This is a genomic window from Virgibacillus halotolerans (genome assembly GCF_016908515.1).
GTDB lineage: Bacteria > Bacillota > Bacilli > Bacillales > Amphibacillaceae > Virgibacillus_M > Virgibacillus_M halotolerans.
The window spans coordinates 496,707-516,055 of sequence record NZ_JAFBEA010000001.1 but is presented as its reverse complement, the minus strand read 5'-3'; the positions used below and the strand labels follow the sequence as shown (position 1 = coordinate 516,055).

The window sequence follows — 19,349 nt, the reverse complement described above, 5'->3', positions numbered from 1 at the left end:
TTGGTCACTACCCTCTATATATCATTGTCTATCTATATAAAATTTGATATTTTTACTCATCATCTATTCCTCATTAAACATTTCCTGTGCGTCATCCACATCTCGGACTTGCTTACCGTTGATAAGAACTCTTCCAAAATCATCGGCTTCAATAGTTGTATCTTGGAACTGTATCTGATTTTCGACCTTTCCTTTTCGATAATTTGTGGTATCCATTTTTGCACTTATAAATCCTAATGGCATTTCAGATACATCTTCAAACATCACTGTATTAAATGTAATATTCGGATGCTCTTTAAATTCTGCTTCAGAGCTACTTCTACCTACATAAATCTCTTCAACTGTTAATATGTCACCCTCATTGATGAGATACTTGTGAGCATACTCTGTATCCGATTCCCATCCACCTTTATTTCGAAAGCGCACCTTTCTTCCTTGGGGTGATTTGTCTGACTGATACCTCTCTCCGAATGAATATATATCAAGTCCACCTGTTAAACTCATCGTCTCTATCATTGTATCTCCTCCTTTTTTACTAATTTTCCTTCTTCTTAATTAACATGACAGGTGGCTCATATCCTTCAAAATGATTCACCCTTGCATCGAACATCATCTTATAACCTCTGTTCAGATGCACAATTACTATCTGTTCTCTTGTAAAATGAATTAGCTTACCCTTGCCAACTGAGTGCATAGTTTCATTGTCTACAACATTTACATACTCACCCATCATAGGTCGTCTATAGGACATTCATTCACTCCTTATACTTGTATCCAACTACAAAAATGCTCCTTGTCGCACTTCTTGTGAATATTGTCGCCAATATTTTCCCCTAAACATATTATTTCTAGACGTAACCATCCAGCCTTCCTGCTTCATTGCATGTTCGTGAAACTCCATTTCTGTCTCATTATCATATTTATACTCTAGTACTCTTTTTTCTGACGATAGTCTGATTGTCTTCACTCCTTCCAATAAATTCTGGTTTTTAACTTAATTGTATGTACAAATTGCTGCTTCGCCAAAGCTTTCACTTACTAAACTTGTTAAACTGCAACGTGATTTCTTTTCTTCAAATATCTCACTAGCCTTCAGTGCTATAAAGGATATGCCTAATGTTACGTATTCAGTGTCAAACGGTATGTTTGAATTTCTTTTTAACTTGTTGATTTCTTCAAGCGCTAAATCAAACGCATTATCGCCATATAACTCTAATAAAGGTGACTTATTTTCTTTTTCTGGCATTATTTTACTGACTCCTTTATAAACTATGTTTTATATAGAATAATAATCTATTATTTCTGCCTTACTGCCTACTTCTGTATTGGCAGTCTTAATGCAATCTTCAACCGAAAAAGATGAGACTTTGAATTTGCCCGTATTTCCATTGTTATCTTCCCAGTGAAACATCATTTTTTCCATTTTTTCACCTCCGCTTCTAATTAAAAGAGCGCTTTTAGTCTAATTGTTTATATGTAACTAATACTCCGTCATCAAACTTTACTACCGATGCAATTTCAATAGGTGTGACACATTGAATATGTTCAAGCCATTGTTGATAATTTATGCTGTAAGGAAAAGTCTTTGTCTTATACATGGCTTCACTCCTTTTATATATTTAATATAATATTATTTAACTTTATATGCTTTTAGTGCTAAATAACATACTGTGTAACGATCATTTAAAGCCTCCGTATAATGAGTGTCTGTAGTCTTAAAGCTTTTATGAAATAACTTTCCCGATGAAATATAGTCACCTAAATAATCAACTTTATCTTGAATGGTAATAAGCCAGCCGTCTTCTCTGAGCTTTTCTTTAACCTTTTCACAATCATCGTTCGCATCAAATGGATTAAAGAAATTAGTCCATCCTGTAGAATGTTTCCATATTTCTTTATCTTCATCCCATGTATATCCCAAAACACCTTCTGCAATTTTGTTTATGTTTTGTTGTTTTAATATATTTGTTTTTTCTATTTCAGTCATTTTAACCCTCTTTTTTGCTTGTTGTTTATCTATTTCTGAAAAAATGCTACCCACATCTAATTTATCTGCTTTTTGTCCTACTGTTTCAGTCAATATCACTAACTCACTTGTTGTCTTGTCTATCCATGTATATAAGTTATCCATTTCACCCTCAAGCCCTTTAACTTTCAATTGCAGTTGCTCAATTTTGTTATCATCCATTTTTATTTCCCCCTTTTTGATTGTTATAATATTAATTACCCAATTCTATAAAATCATCAATTTATTCAAAGTTCTTTTACTACAAATACAGTCTCTCGCTGTCCATCTATATAACCACTTGAATTGACGTTCGTGTATTGTTTATTTCCATTCGTGTCAGTGTACGAATAAGCAAAGTCAGACACAAACTCTATTGGATCATCGCTGTATGGCTCAAACCAACCTTCAGACGCATCGTCCCAATAATCATAATCTATCCACTCTACACAATCTATGTCTCCATGCTCCTCTATGATCTTTTGCAATTTAGATATGTAGCCTGACAGTTTAATATTCTCCACCTCCTAGAACAATTGCCACAACTCTTTTACTGAATGCAAGTCTTCCCATATAATTGTGGCTGATAGAAATATCAGTGCTAACAATCCAAAGAATACAAGGATTCCACCAAAGTTAGTTTTTAGATCGCTACCTAAAACCGCCAGTATACATAAAATTAATAGTATCCATGCTGCTATAACCATCTATTATCCCCCATTCTATAAATCCGCCTGACTTCCTGTATCAATCATTACGAGACTTCCCATTCTATCGACAACCTCGTCTGGCGAAACAGTAAACTCAATTGTAAATTCGCCCCTTTTGTTATCAGAAGCTGGGAACACCTCGCCATTACAAAAGCGCTCTCTTCCTGATTCACTTGTGTAAAATGTTTGTTTGGTCATTTTCGTCGATCTCCTTTCATTTTAAATCGAAACTTTAATTCTTATTGGTGTGGCTTAAAACGTTAATCAACACACCGCCTGCAAATAACAATCCAATTAGCAACGACTCCCAGCCAGTATTGTCCATCAACCCAAAAGCTATGTAGTACAAAGTAATTGGGATAAACCAGCGTAGCAATACCGTCATAAGATCCTTCATAAGTTTCCTACATCCTTTTCGTATAAATTCGAAGTTTCATTTCTACTTTGTTCTTTCGGTGTATTCTTTGGCTATGTTAAAAAACCATTCGGTTATTACATAAATAGAACTGTCCTCTGTTGCTTCAATATAATCGTTGTCAATGAAATATCTAATCATTCCAGTATAATCATCATCTGGATCAGCTAAATCCACATCAGTACATCTTACCTTCAATCTGTCATCTTCCCTGCTAACCTCTTCAATCAAATTCCACGAGAAGAGAGTCTTTGCTAAGGTCATAGTATCTATCCCCAAATCATTCATCTCCTTTTCAATAAAGTTAAATTTTATTATAATTCTTCCTTTTCATACCCTAATTCAGTAAATTTTCCTGACCATTTCTCGAACTTTTCGTCTAGACCAACCTTAACCTTGTTGTACTCTGCAAGACCTTTATAGCTTCTTTGTATATCATTTTTTAATCTTGCTATTTCATTGTTGCGATCATTAATGTATTTTTCAATGTTTGATTTAACTTTCTTTCTTCCGAGCTTTAAGATTGAAAATGCGTCTCTTGTTATTAGCCAAGCCAATTTCATACCATTTGATCGGTAATTTTTAGGGTGTAACATTCTCAGAAAGTTTTGCTCAAATTGCCTATATTCTTCAATTTTCTCTTCTTTATCTAATATTTGAGACTGGATTTTTTCAATCTCTTGAGGAACATATGTATTCTGATTTGATCTTCGTATATCCCTATATGTGTGATAATAAAAGCTAAAATAAAGTAGTCCATAACCTCTATATTCAACCGTTACACTAGCTGGATATGAATTTTTATAAGCCAGTTCCAAATCCACCTCGGGATCAAATTGCGTAAAGTACTCCTTTACTCTATTAAACAACTCTTCTTGTAGTTGATGGTGGGATATTCCAGCTTTATCTATAGCTCTTGTTGCGTGATTATAATAAGGTTGATGTTTGCTTTCACTTAAGAATACATCAGTTAGTATTAGCTCTGGATTATCCATACCCATAATCAAAATATTAGACTCTTTATCTAGTTGGCGCTTGTATCTGTTGACGGCACTTACTATGTCATTTTTCATTGTTTGTTCGCCTCCTCTCCATTAAAATTGAACTTTTAACTTAGCTGATCACATCTTCCTGAACAAAATATTGCAATTCCATACTCTGTTTATCTGTTAATGTTGTCTTGTTTTTGATTGCTTCAAGTAAACCCTTAGACATATAATCTTCATTTGCAAAATAAGAGAAGTCTTCTACGTACTCACTGTCTCCGTAGTATAATCGCGTTACAACTTCATCCGATCTAGTGACACTCTTATTCAATTCTTTAAGATAAGCAATCATTGCATTATTCATTTATGATTCCTCCATTAAATTATATTTATTTTGCTTGCATCAATAGTTCCTTGTGTAATTCTATAACCAATACCATATTTCTTGTCGTAGTCTCTTAAAACTTGTGATACATTAAGCAACAGTTCGTCATTTGGATTGGCGGACAATCCTTCCACGCATATCTTCCAGATTTTTTCGTGGTTTTTACCAAGTGAGTACACTTGCTTCCCCTCCATTAAATTATATTTCTTATTAATCCTCTATTTTAATTTCCATTTTTCCATCTACTTCACTTACACCTGCATAGCATTTAATTTCTTCACCATATCTTTCCTCAATCTATTTAAGTGCTTCTCCTACATGTATACTTACGATTCTTGTTTTACTTTCTTTATTCAAATTTGCTCTCCTCCTTATTAGACTTATTGATTTACATATAAAACATACTTTTTATTGCTATGTATTATAATATTACTCAATTATCTAGTTTCTAAAATCACTTCTTTAACCACTGATGGATATTTCTTACCAATTTTCTTCTTAACAATTTTTATTAGTGAATCAGATTCTTCCTCAAGAATATCATCTATGATTCTACTGCCACTATTCTTTAAAATGACTCCCGTATCTGAAATATCGTATTCTTCATCTAATATTCCCTCATCGACAAGCTTATGCAACATTTTCTCTACTCTAGGTTTGGTCAAATATGTATCAACGAAATCATCTAACTCGTTTGTGTTTTGTGGAAGTTTTTGTTTCTTTGTCTGAGCTTTTTCTGCAAATTGATCAGATACGATCTTAGTGAAAACTTGATCACCAAACTTATCTTTGTAGTTGTAATTCTTAACCACCACACCTTCTCCAATGTCGCCTAATTTAGATTCTCCAACAAATGAATTAATATGGTCTAATGATTGAAATTCTCCTTCGTAAAACACTGGGGCAAGATTCAACCCCAATCTTTTAGACTCTGCTTTAATGACATGAATTGGAAGATATTCTTCACTTCTCTCGTCATAGATATCAAATAAATAAAATTGTCTTTCGTTATCTCCATAGTCCAACTTATGTCTTACCAGCCACTCTCCGTAATAGATATATTCACTCAATATCCTATTCGTCTCTACATTATCTTGCACCCATTCACGAAACCCTCTCAAGTTATCATTTTCATCCAACTCTTTGTTTCTGCTAAAACTTTTAACTGTGCCATCTTCAAGTTTAAAGCTGGCATTGGCTCCATCAAACTTCTCCATCACTACAATCTCTGGATTGCCTTCGATGGTTAAGTGTGTGCTGCTTTTCCCATGTCTTACAATCTTTGAATACTTTTTCATTAGACATACCTCCATTTATCTTCATTTTTATTCTATTTTCTCTGCAATCTTTGAAAACAGCTCAGATAAATCAATACACATTTTTAAAGTTAACTTTTCACCAAAGTATTCATCACACTTTTCATAGATGTGAAAACTTCCATCTTCTTTGTGATATTCGATATTAAAAATACGACCTTCTGACATTAACTTTAGCGTCTCCTCGCAATCTCCAAACATATTTGCTTCCTTTTCTACATAGTTATCAGTGTTTTTAATTACTATCAATTTTCAATCACCCTATTTTCAATAAATGATGTCTTTTAATCTATAACCAGACCTCTTCTTCTACTTTTTTTAATCATATTATTCCAAATATCATCGGTCTGAACTTCTGTTGGGAGTGTGTTATGTGAATTGCATACCCAAACAGTGTTCTCAACTCGCTCAACAAACTTATCAATATATTCTACATCCTCATTTAGTGCCTTCTTAACACAGATCAACTTGCCAATGACGGGTTCGAATTTATCTCCCGATCTAGCAATCGATTTAGTTAATTTCAATTTTCCAGCCTTAGTTACACCAGTAAAAGTCACTTCTTTCTTATCTTCACTTACATCAAATTTAACCTGATTAAACTACTGCAAACAGTAACCTAAGTCGTTATTCAATTTAGCCAAATCCTTTTGACGATTCTCATACTGTTGTACGACTTCCAGCGCGTCTTCATATTGTTTCTGCGTAGGTGTTTTTGTCATTTAAATATCTCCCTTTTTATTGTTTATAATCCTTACAAATGATTTTCTAATTTTAGATAAATCTTTGCTACCCATTTGCTCCCCAATTTACTATCAGGAAAGAATAAAAATATAAGATACATAGCAATTATTGGTGCATAAGCAACTACTTGCGCTAGTTGGTTTATAATTTCCACCTCCTTAATTAATCTTATTTCCTAAATCTAATCTGCAAATTTTCAAGTATGTATTAAAACTGTTAACACATTGATCTAACATAATTTTATTGCCAATATCTTCGTCTTTCCTTTTGTTGCTATAAAAGATTAAAGCTTCATCTGCTTTGATACTCATTGATTTAATACAATCTACTCTTGCTTTATTACTGTCATATACTGGAATCCATGCCTCGTATTCTAAGTCCCAATCTTTAATTAATTTCTCAATGTGTACAGCTGTATTTTTATCTGATCTATATAACACCTTATAGTCTTTAATGTATTTGATTGGTCTCATATCAACAAATTCAAATACCTTCTGTTGTAATAAATAACGTGTGTTTATGTTTTCATTCATGTACTCTGGCAAATCAATCAATAAGGTTCTTAAAGTCAACTAATTCAACCCACTCTTCTTTTAGTTTTCTATATGTACGAATTACTTTGTCCCCGTTACGCACTAGCAACGCAACTACTTCATGTCTTTCCAGTTCTGCCTCATTCATATACCCTGATGTTGTTAAAAATCTGTATGATTCTAATATGATAATCTACTCCCTTTTCTTCAATATGTTTATTATATACTATAATGTTACTTAATACAAGCATTAATTTAGTCTGATTGGATAAATATTATTTGTGTATAGTCGATCAAAGGTGTCCTTACCCAAGTCTACAGGTGAATCCTTGCCGTTTAATAAATCATCTCGATCCAACATTCCCCAAACTTTATCAAATCTCTCTTTAAATACACTTGCTATTTTCTTTATGTCGTCGATTTCCTTGTCTTTGTCCAGCATAAGTACAACTTTTAAATTAGGATTAATTCTATATATCATTTCTACTTGTATTCTCGTAATTTCAGCACCCATAGTTGACATACAATTAAAGTAATCATATGAATATGCCCTCATTACACTTTTCTCGCCTTCAAAAATCAGAAGTTCATTTTGTTCTTTCACATGTTCCACTGCTCTATGATAATTGAACAGCTCCTGAGCCTTCTTGAATGGATACAAGAAAAGATATTTTGAATCATCATCCTTTTTAGTTCTTCTGCCCTTTACTCCAACGATACCCCCGTCTACGTTTCTGATAGGGAATGTTACCCTTTCAGTCGAAATATCAAATCCCACATCAAACTCTTTTTGTACCTGCACATCTATTCCATCTTTTAAAAACTTAATATGAGGGTGTCTTACAAATCCATCTAATACCGATTCAGGGAATACTGGATTATGATCCAATTCAGACAATATAATCCGTTTATTCTGCTTCGCCTTTATCTGTTTGAGCCAACTATTTGGATCATTTTTCGGGACAGACTGCCTATTGGCGAACTCATGCATACCTAGAACATCAATGATTTTACTCTTTGTCTTATACAACTGCTTATTTAAATACTCTTCATCAGTTTCTTCTGTCATAAGATAAGCCACTAAAGTGAATATGTCGCCTTTAATATTTCTACTTCTTACAGCAGACGTTAACTTCTCATCATTATAAACCTGTACACTACGCTTGTTGTCCGAGTTAAACTGAGGTGGAAGCATAGCTTCAAACCTATTCCCCTTTAATTCTACATAGTCACAACCAAGATCTTCTAGTAGTTTGGGAACATAGCCACAGTTAAATATTTCTTCTTTGATTTCTCTTAACTCACTCACCGACATCCTTCCCTGCTATTCATTAATAACCCACTGGAGCATCTGGCTTATGGTGTGCCCAAGCTACCTCTTTCAATGTGTTGTACGCATAGTCAATTTCATACAATATTTGATGTTGGACATTCCCGAATCGAGACTTTCCAAAATAGAATATAACATATTCTTTGTCTTCGTTTAGACGATACTTTTCCTTGACCCATTTTCCGTTTTTCTTAACGAAATTGAATGGACTAATGTCGTTTTTTTTGCCTTCATACTCGTCCGCAAAGAGTAATCTACCTAGCATAGTAACCCCAGCTACTTCCACCACCTCTTTAGATTTGCCCACAGAATCATGATTGAGAAATCTAAAAACTTTACCAATTTTCAGTTGAAGCGTAGCTATTGCTCCCATATTCAGATTTTCTTCTTTAACCATGTCATATAGCTCCTGAGCGTTGTTAGATAACGCCTCCCATCTTGCAATGTCTGTTTCTGCTCCGTCTTGCTTGAATGTGTCAATAATCATATGAGTAGCGCCTAAAGCTTTATAGTATTCTGTATAGCTGATAATATCCTCAAAGCGATACTTCTTCAATATGATAAGCTTTAACATGTCTGGCCTGTTGGCAATAAGCCAGTCAGCTGCTTCTCTAAGTGTCCCCTTTGTGTAGTCGTCATATTTGCCTTCAAATATCTTATCCCTATTCAACTTCTTCTTAAGCACAGTATTTGCAATAACAGCTAGAATAGATATTCTCCAACTCTTAGCCCCTTCTTCATTCACAAACACAATCCCTTTTGCGTTCTGGTTTATAAGAGTCATAATAAATATAGTACGAACGAACGTACTTTTACCAACACCACTAGGCATCACGACCATACTTAAGTTTCCTCGTTGCCATCCTTTTGTAACTTTATTTAGTCTAGGACAATCAGTAAAAGGTATTCCCATAGCTGTGCCTTTATCCATCTCATCAATAGTCTCATACATGTCGTTGTCGATTAGGTCTACAACTTCTACTTGACCATGATTTACGTTTTGAAAAGCATCTTTGAATCTATGGTTGAAGTATGTTTGAATTTGTTTCAATGTCATGTCACATAAGTTCTTAACTAACATTTTATTTTCAGCATTAATTAATCCATTATTATAGAACTTACGTAGCGCTTCATACTTTTGGACTTCGCTAAGATGATACTCTTCATTCTTCTTTTCGTTATGACATAGATCCCTTACTAGCCCAACAGTTTCGTATCCACCGTTATCATAATACATGTCACTCCACGATTTTCTAGTTTCTTTCCTAGAGTCCAAGAATGAGACTACAGTTTCCTCATCAAAACTTCGAACACCATTATTAAACATGACTTCTCCGAGTTTATAATACGTATACCATCTATTACTTGTAAACGTCTCTTTGATAATATTATGGTTCTTAAATTGCTTATATAATTGCGGATTATTCCACATGAAGCCAACTAAAAGCTGTTCATGCTTACTCGATGGTTCTTTAAATTCTTTAATAATATGACTTCACCTCACAGAAATTTGCTAATATCCATTTCGTCATCAATTTCTTTGTACTTAATGTCATCACTAATACCGTGGCCAATATCCTGATCAACCTCAGATCTCTCAAACCGATCCTCTCTTTCTTGCTTTTCTTCGAGATGCTTACTTACCTGATCGATATTACTCTTTATAATTGCAAGTGAGTATTTTAACATCACCAAATCATTCTTAAACTGCCTGTTATTCATTGCCCAATTGATTTGATCAATATTACTCTCGTATGCTTTTGCTATATGAGCATAACTATAACCCTGCTTTGACTTCTTCGTTCCTACATTGCCAAATAGCTCATTGCCATTACGAATGTCTTGAAGGAAAGAATAAAATTGATTAGGAATAAGTTTAATATCATGGATATCCTTAATTGTCTCAACCAATTCATCCATTTCCTTCTTCTCAACCCGCTTAAATTCCGCCTCAGCTAAAAACCTCTTATGACACTTTGGATGAAATCTCTTCTTTTGTTTGCCAATATAATCAATGACCATATTATCTTCAATGTCTTTGTCATCGCATTCCGGACATTTATAAAGCCTTGCCAAGTTCACCACCACCTTCAATTTGATCTTATATGTATTATAATGCTACTCAATAAAAATGTCAATAGTATTTGTCAATCTGTTAAAAGTATTATTTTACTTAAGATTGACATAGGGTGCATCTTCAAAATATTGTCTTTCAATCTCCCTTAATCTTTGCTGCTCTTTATTCGGTAATCTATTAATAGTGTCCAATAATTGCTTATATTTTGAATCCACCTTGATACGTGAGAAGCATTCTCCTGAAGTTCGTGCTGATTGTTTGAATAGATAAAAATACATGCTATATTTAGATTCTGCTAGATAATATAGAAAGTTCTCCATTAGTATCTCTCCTCATTCAATTCAAAAGTATCAACCTCATCACACATCGTCATATGATAGAAAAAATCATCCTCATCCTCATAAATCTCATCGCAATATGGGCATATCATCATAAAGTCATCAAACATTAACATTCCTCCCCAATTAATGGTTTATCTGGATAATTCTTTTTAATAACCTCATTTATGTATTCCAAGTTAAAAATGTTTGCCAAATCTACTAATTCATCATACGTCTTATACTTCAATTCTTCCACTCCCCGGTTTTCTTCCAGTGATCAAATAACTTCTGATGTTCTTCGCTCTCATCTTCAACATTTAGGTAGCTTGTATCTAAGTAAAAACCAGATGGCACATGCTTGAATGTTTTAACAAATTCGACCAAACAATCTTCGCATAAATCAAAATTCCAATGCTCTAAATCATGGTTGCTTCCATACCCAAAACGAAGATCAATGCCATGATAGAGGTCTTGATTAAAATTGCCTTCGCCATCTCTAAGATTAGCTACAATACTGTTGCCGCACTTGTTGCATGCAATTGACTCTTCAACTGTTCTATTGACCACTTTAGTTATCTCTTCGTTTTTTCTCTGTCTTATCTAATCAACCCCCTATTTAATATCAATAAACTCATAATCACTTGGCAAATGTACCGTTGGATTATACCAGCCTTTGTCAATTCCATGTCCTAAGTTTTTGGGTAAATTCTTAAATGTTACATACGGCTTATCATCTTTTGATAACTTCATGTTTGTTTTAGTCCAAAATGTCTCATATCTTATCTCATCATCAACCTTATAAGCTATAGTTACAGGCGTTGACTTCTCTATTTTAGAGTGAATGCTTCCAGAAAATAAGAAGAATGTTCCTCTTACATCAGTGGTTGACTCTGGATCAAGTTTGATATAGACAACTTCGTACTTCTCTTGAGGTAGGTTCTCAATGTAGTTTAATGCATCTTCTTCCCATTTTGTATATTCAGGATTGGTTTCTACCTTCGTTCCCAAAAATGCAATGATAAACATAATGATAGCCATTAGAACGAGACCTGCTAAAGAACCAAGTAGAGTTTCAATGCTCATATCAAAGAAGAAAACAGTAACCATCAGGATGGAAAGTATCACGCAAACAACAAACATTATCCATCCGTACCAAGCCATGTTACCGAACCAATGATATAGATTTGAGTCAATATCTTGCCCTTGTGTAATTAATTCATCTAAACTCATTCGATTCATACCTCCTTATATTCCTTAAGTCTATTTATTAACTCTGGAACCAAGTTGTGAACAATCGCATCATCGTATGTCACACTTGGTGTTCTCGGTCTTGAACATTGAGTTAGATAGTATTCCACAGTTTCAATCAATGCTGTATCTGTTAGTTTAGGAGGTAAATCACTTTGAGCATATGAATTCATTCTCATACTACTCTTCATCTCCGAAGTAATTGATTTGTCCCTAAACTCACTGACATGAATCTTATCACCTTTATAATTGATATACTTCCTGTCATGTATTTCTTTTTGTCTTATGTAATATGATTCTGGCAGTTTAAATGTCACTATCCTCACCTCCAATAAATGTTTGATTTTAACGCATATCTCCATCCCAACTCTTCCAATCTTTTATGCCTTGTTCGTGAGATCGTGATTTCTCTTCCTGTTCAATCAGCCAGTCCTCATAGTCTTTAACTGCTACCTTTGCCAATTCTACATATCTACCACGATAAAACTCATCTTTCCACCATCCTTCTTTATGCAGTGGCGCATATCCTGATACCTTTTTCCACTTTGACTTCTTTGTAAAGCGAGATGGTAGTCTCAGGTAGACTTCGGCATGTAGGAACTTGCCAAAAAGTGAGTCTCTTCTCTCTTTTAATATAACTCTATATTCATCTCTTTTTGTTGTTACCGGAAACTTATCTAAATACAATACTCATACCTCCCTTTTTAATCGCTTGTAATAACAAAGTCTCCATCTCTATCTACATAGATTTCGATCTCTCTGACAACATTGCCACAATCATTGAATTCAATCATTTCTTTAGCCAATGGTTTAATTACATCTAGCAATTCATCCACTGTCCTTGCTCCTTGCTGCATACTCATTTACATTTCCTCCTGTTTAATCATCAATTCATCCATTGGAAATCCTCGTTTTATGAAACTTTTAAATTCGTCTAACTTACGTACATAGCATAGTTCTTGATACATTAAACGCATATCTTCTTTAGTTAAGTCAGTATCAAAATATTTATTTAACCTGTTCAACAACCTTTTTGCTGGCGTAGCATCCAAACCCTTACCAATGGGACGACAAAGATTGTACACCACTCGTGTTTTTACCTCATCAATATCTTTACAATTGTTGATACATGCATATGTACTTGTAGGTTCATCAATAATTAACTCTCCAAATCTGTTAAGTAAATCGACCTCAAATTCTTTCATAAATTGTACGATTTCGTTATAGTCTAATTGATTTTCTATTCTTGTCATCCCTTTCTTCCTCTTCTGTCAGAATCTGAATCAACCTTCAAATTTTTTCTTAAGTCTCTCAAATTCTTTAATTTCATTTATCTTCTTCTGTTCTTCTCTTTTTCGTTTAGCTTCTTCCATTTGCTTTTGCCGTTCTTCTTTATATGCTTCTAAATCAAACACACCAATTTCACTCAACTTTTTTCTAAGATAGGGTTCATAATTTAACCTGTTCATTACCATTCCTTCACTATATACAGTAATTTCCTTATCATGAAGAGACTCGTCTACACTCTCCATATCTGCCATTAACACCTCATTATCTGTCGTAGCAAGTGTTATTTGATCTGCAAATTGAGCCATATGTGCAAATGCTATTGTTTTTCCAACCAATTGGTCATAGTCAGTTAATATTTTCATCTCTTCTCCTCCTTAAATTATTTACTAAATCGATCAAATATAAATATCGGTAACCAGAAAAACGTGGCACCCACAGATATAATTAGAACAGAATTTCCGATCATTTTATTGACATCATTAAGTTCATCTAATAGTTCATTTTCGCTTTCGGACAATTCCTCTCCTGCTTCGTAGCTGTCAACTATCTTCTCTAATCCCTTTATTGTCTTGTGGGCATAAGTGAGACCAACTATTAAATACGCAACAGTAACTATACTAACCCATACCATTCGTATCATCTCCTACTGAATCCCAATCGAATGTCTCTAATATATCTAGTAGCTTAGCAACCTTTGGTGCTCTCCAAGCTGTCATTGCGTATGTATGTGCTTTGGACGAATAGTGATAATGATTAACTCTAAGATGATTCTTTGCTTCTTCCTTAGTTAAAAACATTGTATTTGGTGCGATAAACTCCTCTTCCTTGACTGGACATTCATCAAAATACCCATCATCGTTAAGGAAATATGTTACATACTCCCATAATCCATCGAGACTCGCATCAGGATCTGCTATTAAGTTTGCCAGCAAGTCATCTTTACTATCATCTAAGTAATAATCTGTCAAATATTCTTTTAACTCAGCTATTGTCTCAAACTCTGTATGGTCTCCATCATTGTGATAATAGGACATTCGCTCCATTCCGTATTCAGGATGTGTAGGTACGGTTCTATAATCCATAATCGTCCAGAAACGTGGTGATGCCTGTGAGTCATAGTCATATTCACTTTGATATTTTAATTCATCTTGCAATTCTTTTAGAAATTTGATTTCTTCCTTCATTAGTTCAACTCCTTACTTAATATCGACATAAGCCTCATTGTCGTCACTGATAATCTTGATGTTGATAGATTTATTTACGCGATCTTCATCTGCCCAATATGGTGTTTTACCGTTTTCTAAAGTAAATCCATAGCCTTCTATAAACTTTCCACCGAATCTTGCTCTATGTTGTGCGATATGTTCTGCGTGTTCCTCTAAGGTGTAAAAATCATACATAAACTCTCGAAACTCTTCCATCCACTCCTCATTGATTACATCTGTGTCAAACTCCACAATATACTTATCTATTCTTTCTACTGTACAATCAAATGACTTCATCTGATTTCCTCCTTAAATTCTATCCATTATATATTGATAGGCTACATTTAGTCGTTTAAAGTTTTCTTCTAATCCGCCAACGTCTGGATGATGTATCTTAGACATTTTCCTGTAGCCAGATTTAACATCTTTCTTTGTGAATCCCTCGTTTAGTCCTAGTAGATGCATAGCATTTTTCATGTTTCTGTCTATATTGAAGTGACTCCTGCGCTGTCCTTGTTGATAGTCTCGCTGATATTGTTCTTTTGCCTCCATATATTCCTGCCACAATCTGTTAAACTCTTCATCAAGCTCCCTCCGACTTCTTAACCGCTCTCTTTCTCGTTCGATTCTTTCTTGCTCTCTTCTTTTACGTTCCAGTTCTCGCTCTATCTCATCTCTTCTAGCTTGTATGCGCTCAGATTCTTTCTTCCACTTCAACACATGCCCCTCATCACCTACAGTCATCACGAAAAATAAATTTAGCACAAATAATGGTATTAATAAAAAGTTGAGTAACATTACCTCTAAAGAAATAAGTATTCCAGTTAAGATTAAAGAGGTCGTCATTAATACCACAGGTGTCATGGCGATAATGGTAAAAGATTGAGAGTTCATTGCCAAACTGTATTGTTTAGAGTTATTTGTGATTACGTAATAGTAGAATTTAAAGAATGAAAATATCTTCATTTGTTCACCTCGAATCCATCCCGTGGAACCCAACTTTCATTTGCATATTTCCTTCTAGTCTCCATTACACTTTCAGCCAGTTCTTCCGCTGCTTCTTGAGGCGAATCTGCCGGAATTGTTGATGAATAAATAGCATCATCACCTATGTCGTGAGCATTCTCACCTTTACCGGGAATTGGTATGGCTATAGCAGGAGTGATATCTCCTCGAATCATTTCAATTGGTTTAATAAATCTTTTACGTGTCCATGTTGATTTAAACATCTTGACTTTAGCCGGATATTTGCCTTCAGGCATATCTACATAGACACCGTATTCACCTAATTCTTCCTTATCAAATTTCTGCTTACCGAATAATATACTTTTCCAATCAATCATCTTGTGATATCCACGCCAACCTTCGCTATATCCCATATCATCTCGGTGAAACTCAATACTAATGTATTCTTCAAACAGGCTAATTCCATACATTCTAGAATCATAGCCAAATAGTTTGCTCATTAATTTACGCGGAAAGAAGTCTTCTACACCGAAATAAAAGTTGAATAGCCTCTTGATACCAAAGTGAACTTGAATATCATTCTCTTCTCCGCCTAAGTTGCAACTAATGGTGTTGTGATTCGCGTTCTTGCCGAGATATCCTTCATAATGCCAAGCTGTCTTGCCCCAATGTAGCCACCATCTATATCCTTTTTTCTTTGAGCTGTGCATCCAAATCTTGTCTTCTTTGAACGTCTTGTGCATATTTAATCACCTCTAGTCTTCTAATCTCTTAATTATGTAATTGATGTTATCTCGTAACCATTTTGCTTGATCCAGTGTCAATTCAATCGTGTCCTCGCCATCTCTTTCATCTTCAATTGCGATTGGATTAACTTTACCTCTAGCCATTTCTAAAGTTTCATAATTGTATTCAATTGATATGTTATCGAATTTAAGCATTTAATTTCCTCCTAGTTTTTGTTTAATCTTATATTCTTGAACTATTTGATTCCTCATATAGTGCATGCAGTCTTTGTGACCTCGAATTGTTTTACTATATACAGTTATGGTTATAGGGTTTTCACATTTGAGAGCGCATCTATCACAGCCCCTGTGTCTAGATTTGATTTCTTGTCTCATTCGTTTACTTTCCAGTCTGCTCTGAAGATGTCAATCATATCTAAATTTGTGCCATACTCTTCCTCGATTTCTTCTAATGTCGTAAATGCATAAACCTGAATCTTCTTTCCGTAAATGTTGATTGTGACAGACTTTCTTTCTTCAAAGGCATTCCCTAATTCGTCCATTTGGTCAATGTTCTTTAGATAATTTGGCATGTTTATTCATCCTTCCTCTATAGTGAAATGCTCCATGTAAATGCAGGGATTGTCTACAAGAAGTTTTTTGACCTGATCATCATTCAGCACATTGAGTTTATTAAATCTTTGCGCCACTTCAAACCATCTGTCGTTTTTTGTCTTATACAAATCGTACTCTGTGGTTAAATCGAATGTTCCTACCATGTTTTTATGTTTTATAGTATCCTTGTATTTTGCGATATGAGTCGATTGGCTTGTGTCAAATAGAAGTCCATTTACTACTTTTTTCATCTGCTTAACCTCCCATTAAAATATGTATTTTAATTATAAATACTTTTTGATTGTCGAACTCTCTCCACGTTCAAAGGCGAATATCATAAACTTCTTTACACTTTGCTTTTCGGCTGGCTTTAAATAACGCAATTCTGACTCCATCTGTTTGAATAAACTTTCTAGTCCTTCATATTGATTCAACTTTTACTCATCCTTTCCTTATTAAAACAGAGTTTTATTTAAATAACTTTTCCTTTGGAATATCTTCGAATTTATAAGGTAAACTCCCTAGATCTTCTAGATACTCCAAGTCGATCTCATAATCTGCAACGTTCTTAAAGCACTTGTAGCTATCGATAATTTCAAGCATGTCGCTGCAATCAATAGAGTGACCCTCTCTGTCTAACAGTCCATCGATATAAACTCCTGACCAATCATCTCCAGTCACCACGGTAATTGTCTTAGCATCATCCATTAACATCTCTCCTTTTAGGATATAATTCTTCTTTTAATTAAACTCGCTTTCAATCATCCAAAACAACTCTGCACTAATTTCAACTCTATCAGTACTTGAGTAGTCATCTAGTAGCAGGAAAAACTTGTCGCTATCTCTGATTGCAGTTACATTTCCGTAAGTGTTGCTCAAAGGAATGTTTACAATCCTATGCATCACTCTCAATCTCCTTTCTTATTAAAATGGGGAGTTTATAACATAAACTATTTAGCTATGATTAAATAATAGATCCGCAGTGCTTGAAAAACCATCTCGCGTGATTTAAGTTTTCATTTGTTCCTTTGACAGTCACTATATAAGAGGTGAATGATCGTTTAATATCAAGCACCTCACAGTTATATCTGTCCATATGTTGAAGAAAATCTTGAAAAGAATATGCTTGTAGCACAAAGTTCACTTTCCCTGTAATGGTCTTCATCTGTTTTTACTCCCTCTTTAAATTCTTTAAAACGAAAATTTGATCGGAAATATAATCAACCCGTGTAATCGTCGCCACATAATAGCCAATCCATAAATAATTGCAATTCATTCAAACGTTCGTGTCTATCCTGTCTTTCCAGCGTTTCCATTCGTTCTTGTACTTCCGCTTCAATGTCAGAAATAGTTAGCTCATCCATCAAATACCCTTCTTTCTAAGGTTTCATTTTGTCATTTTAAATACCCAATCTCTTTTGCATAATCAATTATTTCCCGCTGAATCTCGTCGCTATGACCCCAGTGGGGGCAGTACAGTCCACCGTAACCATTGTTTCCATTAGTGTATTTACCAGTTCGGATAAATTCTGCGAAGTCTATTATCAAAGCCCTAAGTGTTCCACCATGACTAAATCCGTTCCAATCTCGATAATTATTTATTACAGCAATCTCTCTTCGTGTGTAATCATCAACGAAATAAATACGACCATTTATTAATTTCATGAATGCAATGCTATCAACATTATCCATATTCACTGTGCTGCTTGAGTAAAAGAATTTTCGACCACGTTCTGATATGAATTTGATTAGCTTATTTACCACTTCAATGCGTTCTTCTTTTGTGCTTTTCATTTCTCTAACTCCTTTCTATTTAAAACCATCAGTAACAATCACTGATTTATCAGTTTGAGTCCTTCAATTTGATACCAAGCGCCATTTTCTAGAGCTTCATACATATCGCTTTCTGAATTAATCCTTTTTTGATAATGAATAACACTTGAAGGTAATGGATGATAATATGGGTCATATTCAATAATTTGCCGCGAATTTTCCCATGAAATATACTCCATTCCGTTTACACCTAGCCAAAATACTTTATTTCTATCATCAAATTGATTAGAGTCAGACACCTTAACACATCCTTTCCCATTAAAACCGTAATTGTATCTGGCTATCTAAACACCTTCTCTTTGATTTCTTTAATTAATTCCTCCTTGAAAAATTCAGCAACTTTTGTTTTATCAATACCAAGTTTTTCAATTAAGTTATCCTCATCTTCAAGCTGCTTATAAATGTCTTTCTCAGACCTACTAAAAGATTCAAGCATCTCGTCAACCTTGTTTACTTTAATGTTATTTACTTCTCTATAGAATTGTTTAAGTGTCCTGTAGTTGCGTTGCTTTCTGGTTTTAATTTTTGTTATAAACAACATACCTTCGACTTCTCCTACCTCCATATCAAATTCATGATTGAAGCTATTGTAGGTAATAGGCAATTTTATATTAAATATTTTACTCACCATCTTTCCTTCAAGTAA

Annotated in this window: 43 protein-coding genes; all 43 read right to left on the bottom strand. The window is 34.3% G+C overall.

What is annotated here, in order from left to right:
* Positions 1-63 precede the first annotated feature (63 nt).
* Positions 64-516 carry a hypothetical protein gene (locus JOC34_RS03070; protein WP_205135236.1) on the bottom strand — a complete coding sequence of 151 codons (453 nt, stop codon included), beginning with the start codon at positions 514-516 and terminating at the stop codon, positions 64-66.
* Positions 517-535: 19 nt separating this feature from the next.
* A complete protein-coding gene (locus tag JOC34_RS03065; protein ID WP_205135235.1) occupies positions 536-751 on the bottom strand; it encodes a hypothetical protein in 216 nt (71 codons plus the stop codon).
* A gap of 243 nt (positions 752-994) precedes the next feature.
* On the bottom strand, positions 995-1,246 hold the full coding sequence (locus tag JOC34_RS03060; RefSeq protein ID WP_205135234.1) for a hypothetical protein: 252 nt from the start codon (positions 1,244-1,246) through the stop codon (positions 995-997).
* A 30-nt stretch (positions 1,247-1,276) separates the two neighbouring features.
* Positions 1,277-1,423, bottom strand: a complete 147-nt coding sequence (locus JOC34_RS03055) for a hypothetical protein (protein ID WP_205135233.1) — start codon at positions 1,421-1,423, stop codon at positions 1,277-1,279.
* A gap of 207 nt (positions 1,424-1,630) precedes the next feature.
* Positions 1,631-2,188, bottom strand: coding sequence for a hypothetical protein (locus JOC34_RS03050; RefSeq protein WP_205135232.1), 558 nt, complete (start codon positions 2,186-2,188; stop codon positions 1,631-1,633).
* Between the two features lie 65 nt (positions 2,189-2,253).
* Positions 2,254-2,493 carry a hypothetical protein gene (locus JOC34_RS03045; protein WP_205135231.1) on the bottom strand — a complete coding sequence of 80 codons (240 nt, stop codon included), beginning with the start codon at positions 2,491-2,493 and terminating at the stop codon, positions 2,254-2,256.
* A gap of 39 nt (positions 2,494-2,532) precedes the next feature.
* Positions 2,533-2,712, bottom strand: a complete 180-nt coding sequence (locus JOC34_RS03040) for a hypothetical protein (protein ID WP_205135230.1) — start codon at positions 2,710-2,712, stop codon at positions 2,533-2,535.
* A gap of 15 nt (positions 2,713-2,727) precedes the next feature.
* Positions 2,728-2,913 (bottom strand): hypothetical protein, encoded by a 186-nt coding sequence (locus tag JOC34_RS03035; protein WP_205135229.1) that lies wholly within the window; start codon positions 2,911-2,913, stop codon positions 2,728-2,730.
* A gap of 34 nt (positions 2,914-2,947) precedes the next feature.
* A complete protein-coding gene (locus tag JOC34_RS03030) occupies positions 2,948-3,100 on the bottom strand; it encodes a hypothetical protein (RefSeq protein ID WP_205135228.1) in 153 nt (50 codons plus the stop codon).
* A 54-nt stretch (positions 3,101-3,154) separates the two neighbouring features.
* On the bottom strand, positions 3,155-3,409 hold the full coding sequence (locus JOC34_RS03025) for a hypothetical protein (RefSeq protein ID WP_205135227.1): 255 nt from the start codon (positions 3,407-3,409) through the stop codon (positions 3,155-3,157).
* Between the two features lie 35 nt (positions 3,410-3,444).
* Positions 3,445-4,203: a hypothetical protein gene (locus JOC34_RS03020; RefSeq protein WP_205135226.1), complete on the bottom strand. Its 759-nt coding sequence runs from the start codon at positions 4,201-4,203 to the stop codon at positions 3,445-3,447.
* 40 nt (positions 4,204-4,243) lie between these two features.
* Positions 4,244-4,480, bottom strand: a complete 237-nt coding sequence (locus JOC34_RS03015; RefSeq protein ID WP_205135225.1) for a hypothetical protein — start codon at positions 4,478-4,480, stop codon at positions 4,244-4,246.
* Between the two features lie 14 nt (positions 4,481-4,494).
* A complete protein-coding gene (locus tag JOC34_RS03010) occupies positions 4,495-4,680 on the bottom strand; it encodes a hypothetical protein (RefSeq protein ID WP_205135224.1) in 186 nt (61 codons plus the stop codon).
* A gap of 258 nt (positions 4,681-4,938) precedes the next feature.
* A complete protein-coding gene (locus tag JOC34_RS03005) occupies positions 4,939-5,799 on the bottom strand; it encodes an RNA ligase family protein (RefSeq protein ID WP_239544034.1) in 861 nt (286 codons plus the stop codon).
* A gap of 27 nt (positions 5,800-5,826) precedes the next feature.
* On the bottom strand, positions 5,827-6,066 hold the full coding sequence (locus JOC34_RS03000; protein ID WP_205135222.1) for a hypothetical protein: 240 nt from the start codon (positions 6,064-6,066) through the stop codon (positions 5,827-5,829).
* 653 nt (positions 6,067-6,719) lie between these two features.
* Positions 6,720-7,133 carry a hypothetical protein gene (locus JOC34_RS02995; protein WP_205135221.1) on the bottom strand — a complete coding sequence of 138 codons (414 nt, stop codon included), beginning with the start codon at positions 7,131-7,133 and terminating at the stop codon, positions 6,720-6,722.
* Between the two features lie 211 nt (positions 7,134-7,344).
* Positions 7,345-8,403: a DNA primase gene (locus JOC34_RS02990; protein WP_205135220.1), complete on the bottom strand. Its 1,059-nt coding sequence runs from the start codon at positions 8,401-8,403 to the stop codon at positions 7,345-7,347.
* A 22-nt stretch (positions 8,404-8,425) separates the two neighbouring features.
* Complete coding sequence (locus tag JOC34_RS02985) at positions 8,426-9,751, bottom strand: DnaB-like helicase C-terminal domain-containing protein (RefSeq protein ID WP_205135219.1); 1,326 nt, start codon at positions 9,749-9,751, stop codon at positions 8,426-8,428.
* 173 nt (positions 9,752-9,924) lie between these two features.
* Positions 9,925-10,500 (bottom strand): hypothetical protein, encoded by a 576-nt coding sequence (locus JOC34_RS02980; protein WP_205135218.1) that lies wholly within the window; start codon positions 10,498-10,500, stop codon positions 9,925-9,927.
* Positions 10,501-10,593: 93 nt separating this feature from the next.
* Positions 10,594-10,821 (bottom strand): hypothetical protein, encoded by a 228-nt coding sequence (locus tag JOC34_RS02975; RefSeq protein ID WP_205135217.1) that lies wholly within the window; start codon positions 10,819-10,821, stop codon positions 10,594-10,596.
* On the bottom strand, positions 10,821-10,949 hold the full coding sequence (locus JOC34_RS21955) for a hypothetical protein (protein ID WP_275577668.1): 129 nt from the start codon (positions 10,947-10,949) through the stop codon (positions 10,821-10,823). The genes JOC34_RS02975 and JOC34_RS21955 overlap by 1 nt, the downstream gene beginning before the upstream one ends.
* Positions 10,950-11,064: 115 nt before the next feature.
* Entirely contained in the window at positions 11,065-11,388 is a 324-nt protein-coding gene (locus JOC34_RS02970) for a hypothetical protein (RefSeq protein ID WP_205135216.1), read from the bottom strand.
* Positions 11,389-11,433: 45 nt separating this feature from the next.
* The gene (locus JOC34_RS02965) at positions 11,434-12,051 is read right to left on the bottom strand and encodes a hypothetical protein (protein WP_205135215.1); all 618 of its coding nucleotides are present in this window, start codon (positions 12,049-12,051) and stop codon (positions 11,434-11,436) included.
* A gap of 5 nt (positions 12,052-12,056) precedes the next feature.
* Positions 12,057-12,386 (bottom strand): hypothetical protein, encoded by a 330-nt coding sequence (locus JOC34_RS02960; RefSeq protein WP_205135214.1) that lies wholly within the window; start codon positions 12,384-12,386, stop codon positions 12,057-12,059.
* Positions 12,387-12,414: 28 nt separating this feature from the next.
* The gene (locus JOC34_RS02955; RefSeq protein WP_205135213.1) at positions 12,415-12,756 is read right to left on the bottom strand and encodes a hypothetical protein; all 342 of its coding nucleotides are present in this window, start codon (positions 12,754-12,756) and stop codon (positions 12,415-12,417) included.
* A gap of 17 nt (positions 12,757-12,773) precedes the next feature.
* Positions 12,774-12,932: a hypothetical protein gene (locus JOC34_RS02950; protein ID WP_205135212.1), complete on the bottom strand. Its 159-nt coding sequence runs from the start codon at positions 12,930-12,932 to the stop codon at positions 12,774-12,776.
* Complete coding sequence (locus tag JOC34_RS02945; RefSeq protein ID WP_205135211.1) at positions 12,933-13,322, bottom strand: hypothetical protein; 390 nt, start codon at positions 13,320-13,322, stop codon at positions 12,933-12,935.
* A gap of 30 nt (positions 13,323-13,352) precedes the next feature.
* Positions 13,353-13,721, bottom strand: a complete 369-nt coding sequence (locus tag JOC34_RS02940) for a hypothetical protein (protein WP_205135210.1) — start codon at positions 13,719-13,721, stop codon at positions 13,353-13,355.
* 17 nt (positions 13,722-13,738) lie between these two features.
* Complete coding sequence (locus JOC34_RS02935) at positions 13,739-13,990, bottom strand: hypothetical protein (RefSeq protein ID WP_205135209.1); 252 nt, start codon at positions 13,988-13,990, stop codon at positions 13,739-13,741.
* A complete protein-coding gene (locus tag JOC34_RS02930) occupies positions 13,977-14,543 on the bottom strand; it encodes a hypothetical protein (protein ID WP_205135208.1) in 567 nt (188 codons plus the stop codon). The genes JOC34_RS02935 and JOC34_RS02930 overlap by 14 nt, the downstream gene beginning before the upstream one ends.
* Positions 14,544-14,555: 12 nt before the next feature.
* Complete coding sequence (locus JOC34_RS02925; RefSeq protein WP_205135207.1) at positions 14,556-14,861, bottom strand: hypothetical protein; 306 nt, start codon at positions 14,859-14,861, stop codon at positions 14,556-14,558.
* A 12-nt stretch (positions 14,862-14,873) separates the two neighbouring features.
* On the bottom strand, positions 14,874-15,530 hold the full coding sequence (locus JOC34_RS02920) for a J domain-containing protein (protein WP_205135206.1): 657 nt from the start codon (positions 15,528-15,530) through the stop codon (positions 14,874-14,876).
* Complete coding sequence (locus tag JOC34_RS02915) at positions 15,527-16,273, bottom strand: hypothetical protein (protein ID WP_205135205.1); 747 nt, start codon at positions 16,271-16,273, stop codon at positions 15,527-15,529. The genes JOC34_RS02920 and JOC34_RS02915 overlap by 4 nt, the downstream gene beginning before the upstream one ends.
* Before the next feature lie 12 nt (positions 16,274-16,285).
* A complete protein-coding gene (locus tag JOC34_RS02910) occupies positions 16,286-16,471 on the bottom strand; it encodes a hypothetical protein (protein ID WP_205135204.1) in 186 nt (61 codons plus the stop codon).
* Positions 16,472-16,647: 176 nt separating this feature from the next.
* Entirely contained in the window at positions 16,648-16,848 is a 201-nt protein-coding gene (locus JOC34_RS02905; RefSeq protein ID WP_205135203.1) for a hypothetical protein, read from the bottom strand.
* Positions 16,849-16,854: 6 nt separating this feature from the next.
* Positions 16,855-17,121, bottom strand: coding sequence for a hypothetical protein (locus tag JOC34_RS02900; RefSeq protein WP_205135202.1), 267 nt, complete (start codon positions 17,119-17,121; stop codon positions 16,855-16,857).
* Positions 17,122-17,154: 33 nt separating this feature from the next.
* A complete protein-coding gene (locus tag JOC34_RS02895; RefSeq protein WP_205135201.1) occupies positions 17,155-17,304 on the bottom strand; it encodes a hypothetical protein in 150 nt (49 codons plus the stop codon).
* A 34-nt stretch (positions 17,305-17,338) separates the two neighbouring features.
* Entirely contained in the window at positions 17,339-17,578 is a 240-nt protein-coding gene (locus JOC34_RS02890; RefSeq protein WP_205135200.1) for a hypothetical protein, read from the bottom strand.
* A gap of 256 nt (positions 17,579-17,834) precedes the next feature.
* On the bottom strand, positions 17,835-18,035 hold the full coding sequence (locus JOC34_RS02885; RefSeq protein ID WP_205135199.1) for a hypothetical protein: 201 nt from the start codon (positions 18,033-18,035) through the stop codon (positions 17,835-17,837).
* Between the two features lie 55 nt (positions 18,036-18,090).
* Positions 18,091-18,234: a hypothetical protein gene (locus JOC34_RS02880; RefSeq protein WP_205135198.1), complete on the bottom strand. Its 144-nt coding sequence runs from the start codon at positions 18,232-18,234 to the stop codon at positions 18,091-18,093.
* 31 nt (positions 18,235-18,265) lie between these two features.
* Positions 18,266-18,664 carry a hypothetical protein gene (locus JOC34_RS02875; protein ID WP_205135197.1) on the bottom strand — a complete coding sequence of 133 codons (399 nt, stop codon included), beginning with the start codon at positions 18,662-18,664 and terminating at the stop codon, positions 18,266-18,268.
* Between the two features lie 38 nt (positions 18,665-18,702).
* On the bottom strand, positions 18,703-18,942 hold the full coding sequence (locus JOC34_RS02870; RefSeq protein WP_205135196.1) for a hypothetical protein: 240 nt from the start codon (positions 18,940-18,942) through the stop codon (positions 18,703-18,705).
* Positions 18,943-18,983: 41 nt separating this feature from the next.
* On the bottom strand, positions 18,984-19,331 hold the full coding sequence (locus tag JOC34_RS02865) for a hypothetical protein (RefSeq protein WP_205135195.1): 348 nt from the start codon (positions 19,329-19,331) through the stop codon (positions 18,984-18,986).
* Positions 19,332-19,349 lie beyond the last annotated feature (18 nt).

Excerpts from the sequence above, each read along its gene's own strand:
- JOC34_RS02935 (WP_205135209.1), bottom strand. The coding sequence starts at position 13,990 with ATGGTATGGGTTAGTATAGTTACTGTTGCGTATTTAATAGTTGGTCTC.
- JOC34_RS02910 (WP_205135204.1), bottom strand. The coding sequence starts at position 16,471 with ATGCTTAAATTCGATAACATATCAATTGAATACAATTATGAAACTTTA.
- JOC34_RS02875 (WP_205135197.1), bottom strand. The coding sequence starts at position 18,664 with ATGAAAAGCACAAAAGAAGAACGCATTGAAGTGGTAAATAAGCTAATC.
- JOC34_RS02905 (WP_205135203.1), bottom strand. The coding sequence starts at position 16,848 with ATGCCAAATTATCTAAAGAACATTGACCAAATGGACGAATTAGGGAAT.
- JOC34_RS02880 (WP_205135198.1), bottom strand. The coding sequence starts at position 18,234 with ATGGATGAGCTAACTATTTCTGACATTGAAGCGGAAGTACAAGAACGA.
- JOC34_RS02925 (WP_205135207.1), bottom strand. The coding sequence starts at position 14,861 with ATGAAGTCATTTGATTGTACAGTAGAAAGAATAGATAAGTATATTGTG.
- JOC34_RS02930 (WP_205135208.1), bottom strand. The coding sequence starts at position 14,543 with ATGAAGGAAGAAATCAAATTTCTAAAAGAATTGCAAGATGAATTAAAA.
- JOC34_RS21955 (WP_275577668.1), bottom strand. The coding sequence starts at position 10,949 with ATGTTTGATGACTTTATGATGATATGCCCATATTGCGATGAGATTTAT.
- JOC34_RS02945 (WP_205135211.1), bottom strand. The coding sequence starts at position 13,322 with ATGACAAGAATAGAAAATCAATTAGACTATAACGAAATCGTACAATTT.
- JOC34_RS03040 (WP_205135230.1), bottom strand. The coding sequence starts at position 2,712 with ATGGTTATAGCAGCATGGATACTATTAATTTTATGTATACTGGCGGTT.
- JOC34_RS02940 (WP_205135210.1), bottom strand. The coding sequence starts at position 13,721 with ATGAAAATATTAACTGACTATGACCAATTGGTTGGAAAAACAATAGCA.
- JOC34_RS03060 (WP_205135234.1), bottom strand. The coding sequence starts at position 1,246 with ATGCCAGAAAAAGAAAATAAGTCACCTTTATTAGAGTTATATGGCGAT.
- JOC34_RS03065 (WP_205135235.1), bottom strand. The coding sequence starts at position 751 with ATGTCCTATAGACGACCTATGATGGGTGAGTATGTAAATGTTGTAGAC.
- JOC34_RS02975 (WP_205135217.1), bottom strand. The coding sequence starts at position 10,821 with ATGGAGAACTTTCTATATTATCTAGCAGAATCTAAATATAGCATGTAT.
- JOC34_RS02985 (WP_205135219.1), bottom strand. The coding sequence starts at position 9,751 with ATGTTTAATAATGGTGTTCGAAGTTTTGATGAGGAAACTGTAGTCTCA.
- JOC34_RS03020 (WP_205135226.1), bottom strand. The coding sequence starts at position 4,203 with ATGAAAAATGACATAGTAAGTGCCGTCAACAGATACAAGCGCCAACTA.
- JOC34_RS02950 (WP_205135212.1), bottom strand. The coding sequence starts at position 12,932 with ATGAGTATGCAGCAAGGAGCAAGGACAGTGGATGAATTGCTAGATGTA.
- JOC34_RS03005 (WP_239544034.1), bottom strand. The coding sequence starts at position 5,799 with ATGAAAAAGTATTCAAAGATTGTAAGACATGGGAAAAGCAGCACACAC.
- JOC34_RS02890 (WP_205135200.1), bottom strand. The coding sequence starts at position 17,578 with ATGGATGATGCTAAGACAATTACCGTGGTGACTGGAGATGATTGGTCA.
- JOC34_RS02885 (WP_205135199.1), bottom strand. The coding sequence starts at position 18,035 with ATGAAGACCATTACAGGGAAAGTGAACTTTGTGCTACAAGCATATTCT.
- JOC34_RS03050 (WP_205135232.1), bottom strand. The coding sequence starts at position 2,188 with ATGGATGATAACAAAATTGAGCAACTGCAATTGAAAGTTAAAGGGCTT.
- JOC34_RS02915 (WP_205135205.1), bottom strand. The coding sequence starts at position 16,273 with ATGCACAAGACGTTCAAAGAAGACAAGATTTGGATGCACAGCTCAAAG.
- JOC34_RS03035 (WP_205135229.1), bottom strand. The coding sequence starts at position 2,913 with ATGACCAAACAAACATTTTACACAAGTGAATCAGGAAGAGAGCGCTTT.
- JOC34_RS03030 (WP_205135228.1), bottom strand. The coding sequence starts at position 3,100 with ATGACGGTATTGCTACGCTGGTTTATCCCAATTACTTTGTACTACATA.
- JOC34_RS02900 (WP_205135202.1), bottom strand. The coding sequence starts at position 17,121 with ATGAAAAAAGTAGTAAATGGACTTCTATTTGACACAAGCCAATCGACT.
- JOC34_RS03070 (WP_205135236.1), bottom strand. The coding sequence starts at position 516 with ATGATAGAGACGATGAGTTTAACAGGTGGACTTGATATATATTCATTC.
- JOC34_RS02920 (WP_205135206.1), bottom strand. The coding sequence starts at position 15,530 with ATGAAGATATTTTCATTCTTTAAATTCTACTATTACGTAATCACAAAT.
- JOC34_RS02965 (WP_205135215.1), bottom strand. The coding sequence starts at position 12,051 with ATGAGTTTAGATGAATTAATTACACAAGGGCAAGATATTGACTCAAAT.
- JOC34_RS03055 (WP_205135233.1), bottom strand. The coding sequence starts at position 1,423 with ATGGAAAAAATGATGTTTCACTGGGAAGATAACAATGGAAATACGGGC.
- JOC34_RS03015 (WP_205135225.1), bottom strand. The coding sequence starts at position 4,480 with ATGAATAATGCAATGATTGCTTATCTTAAAGAATTGAATAAGAGTGTC.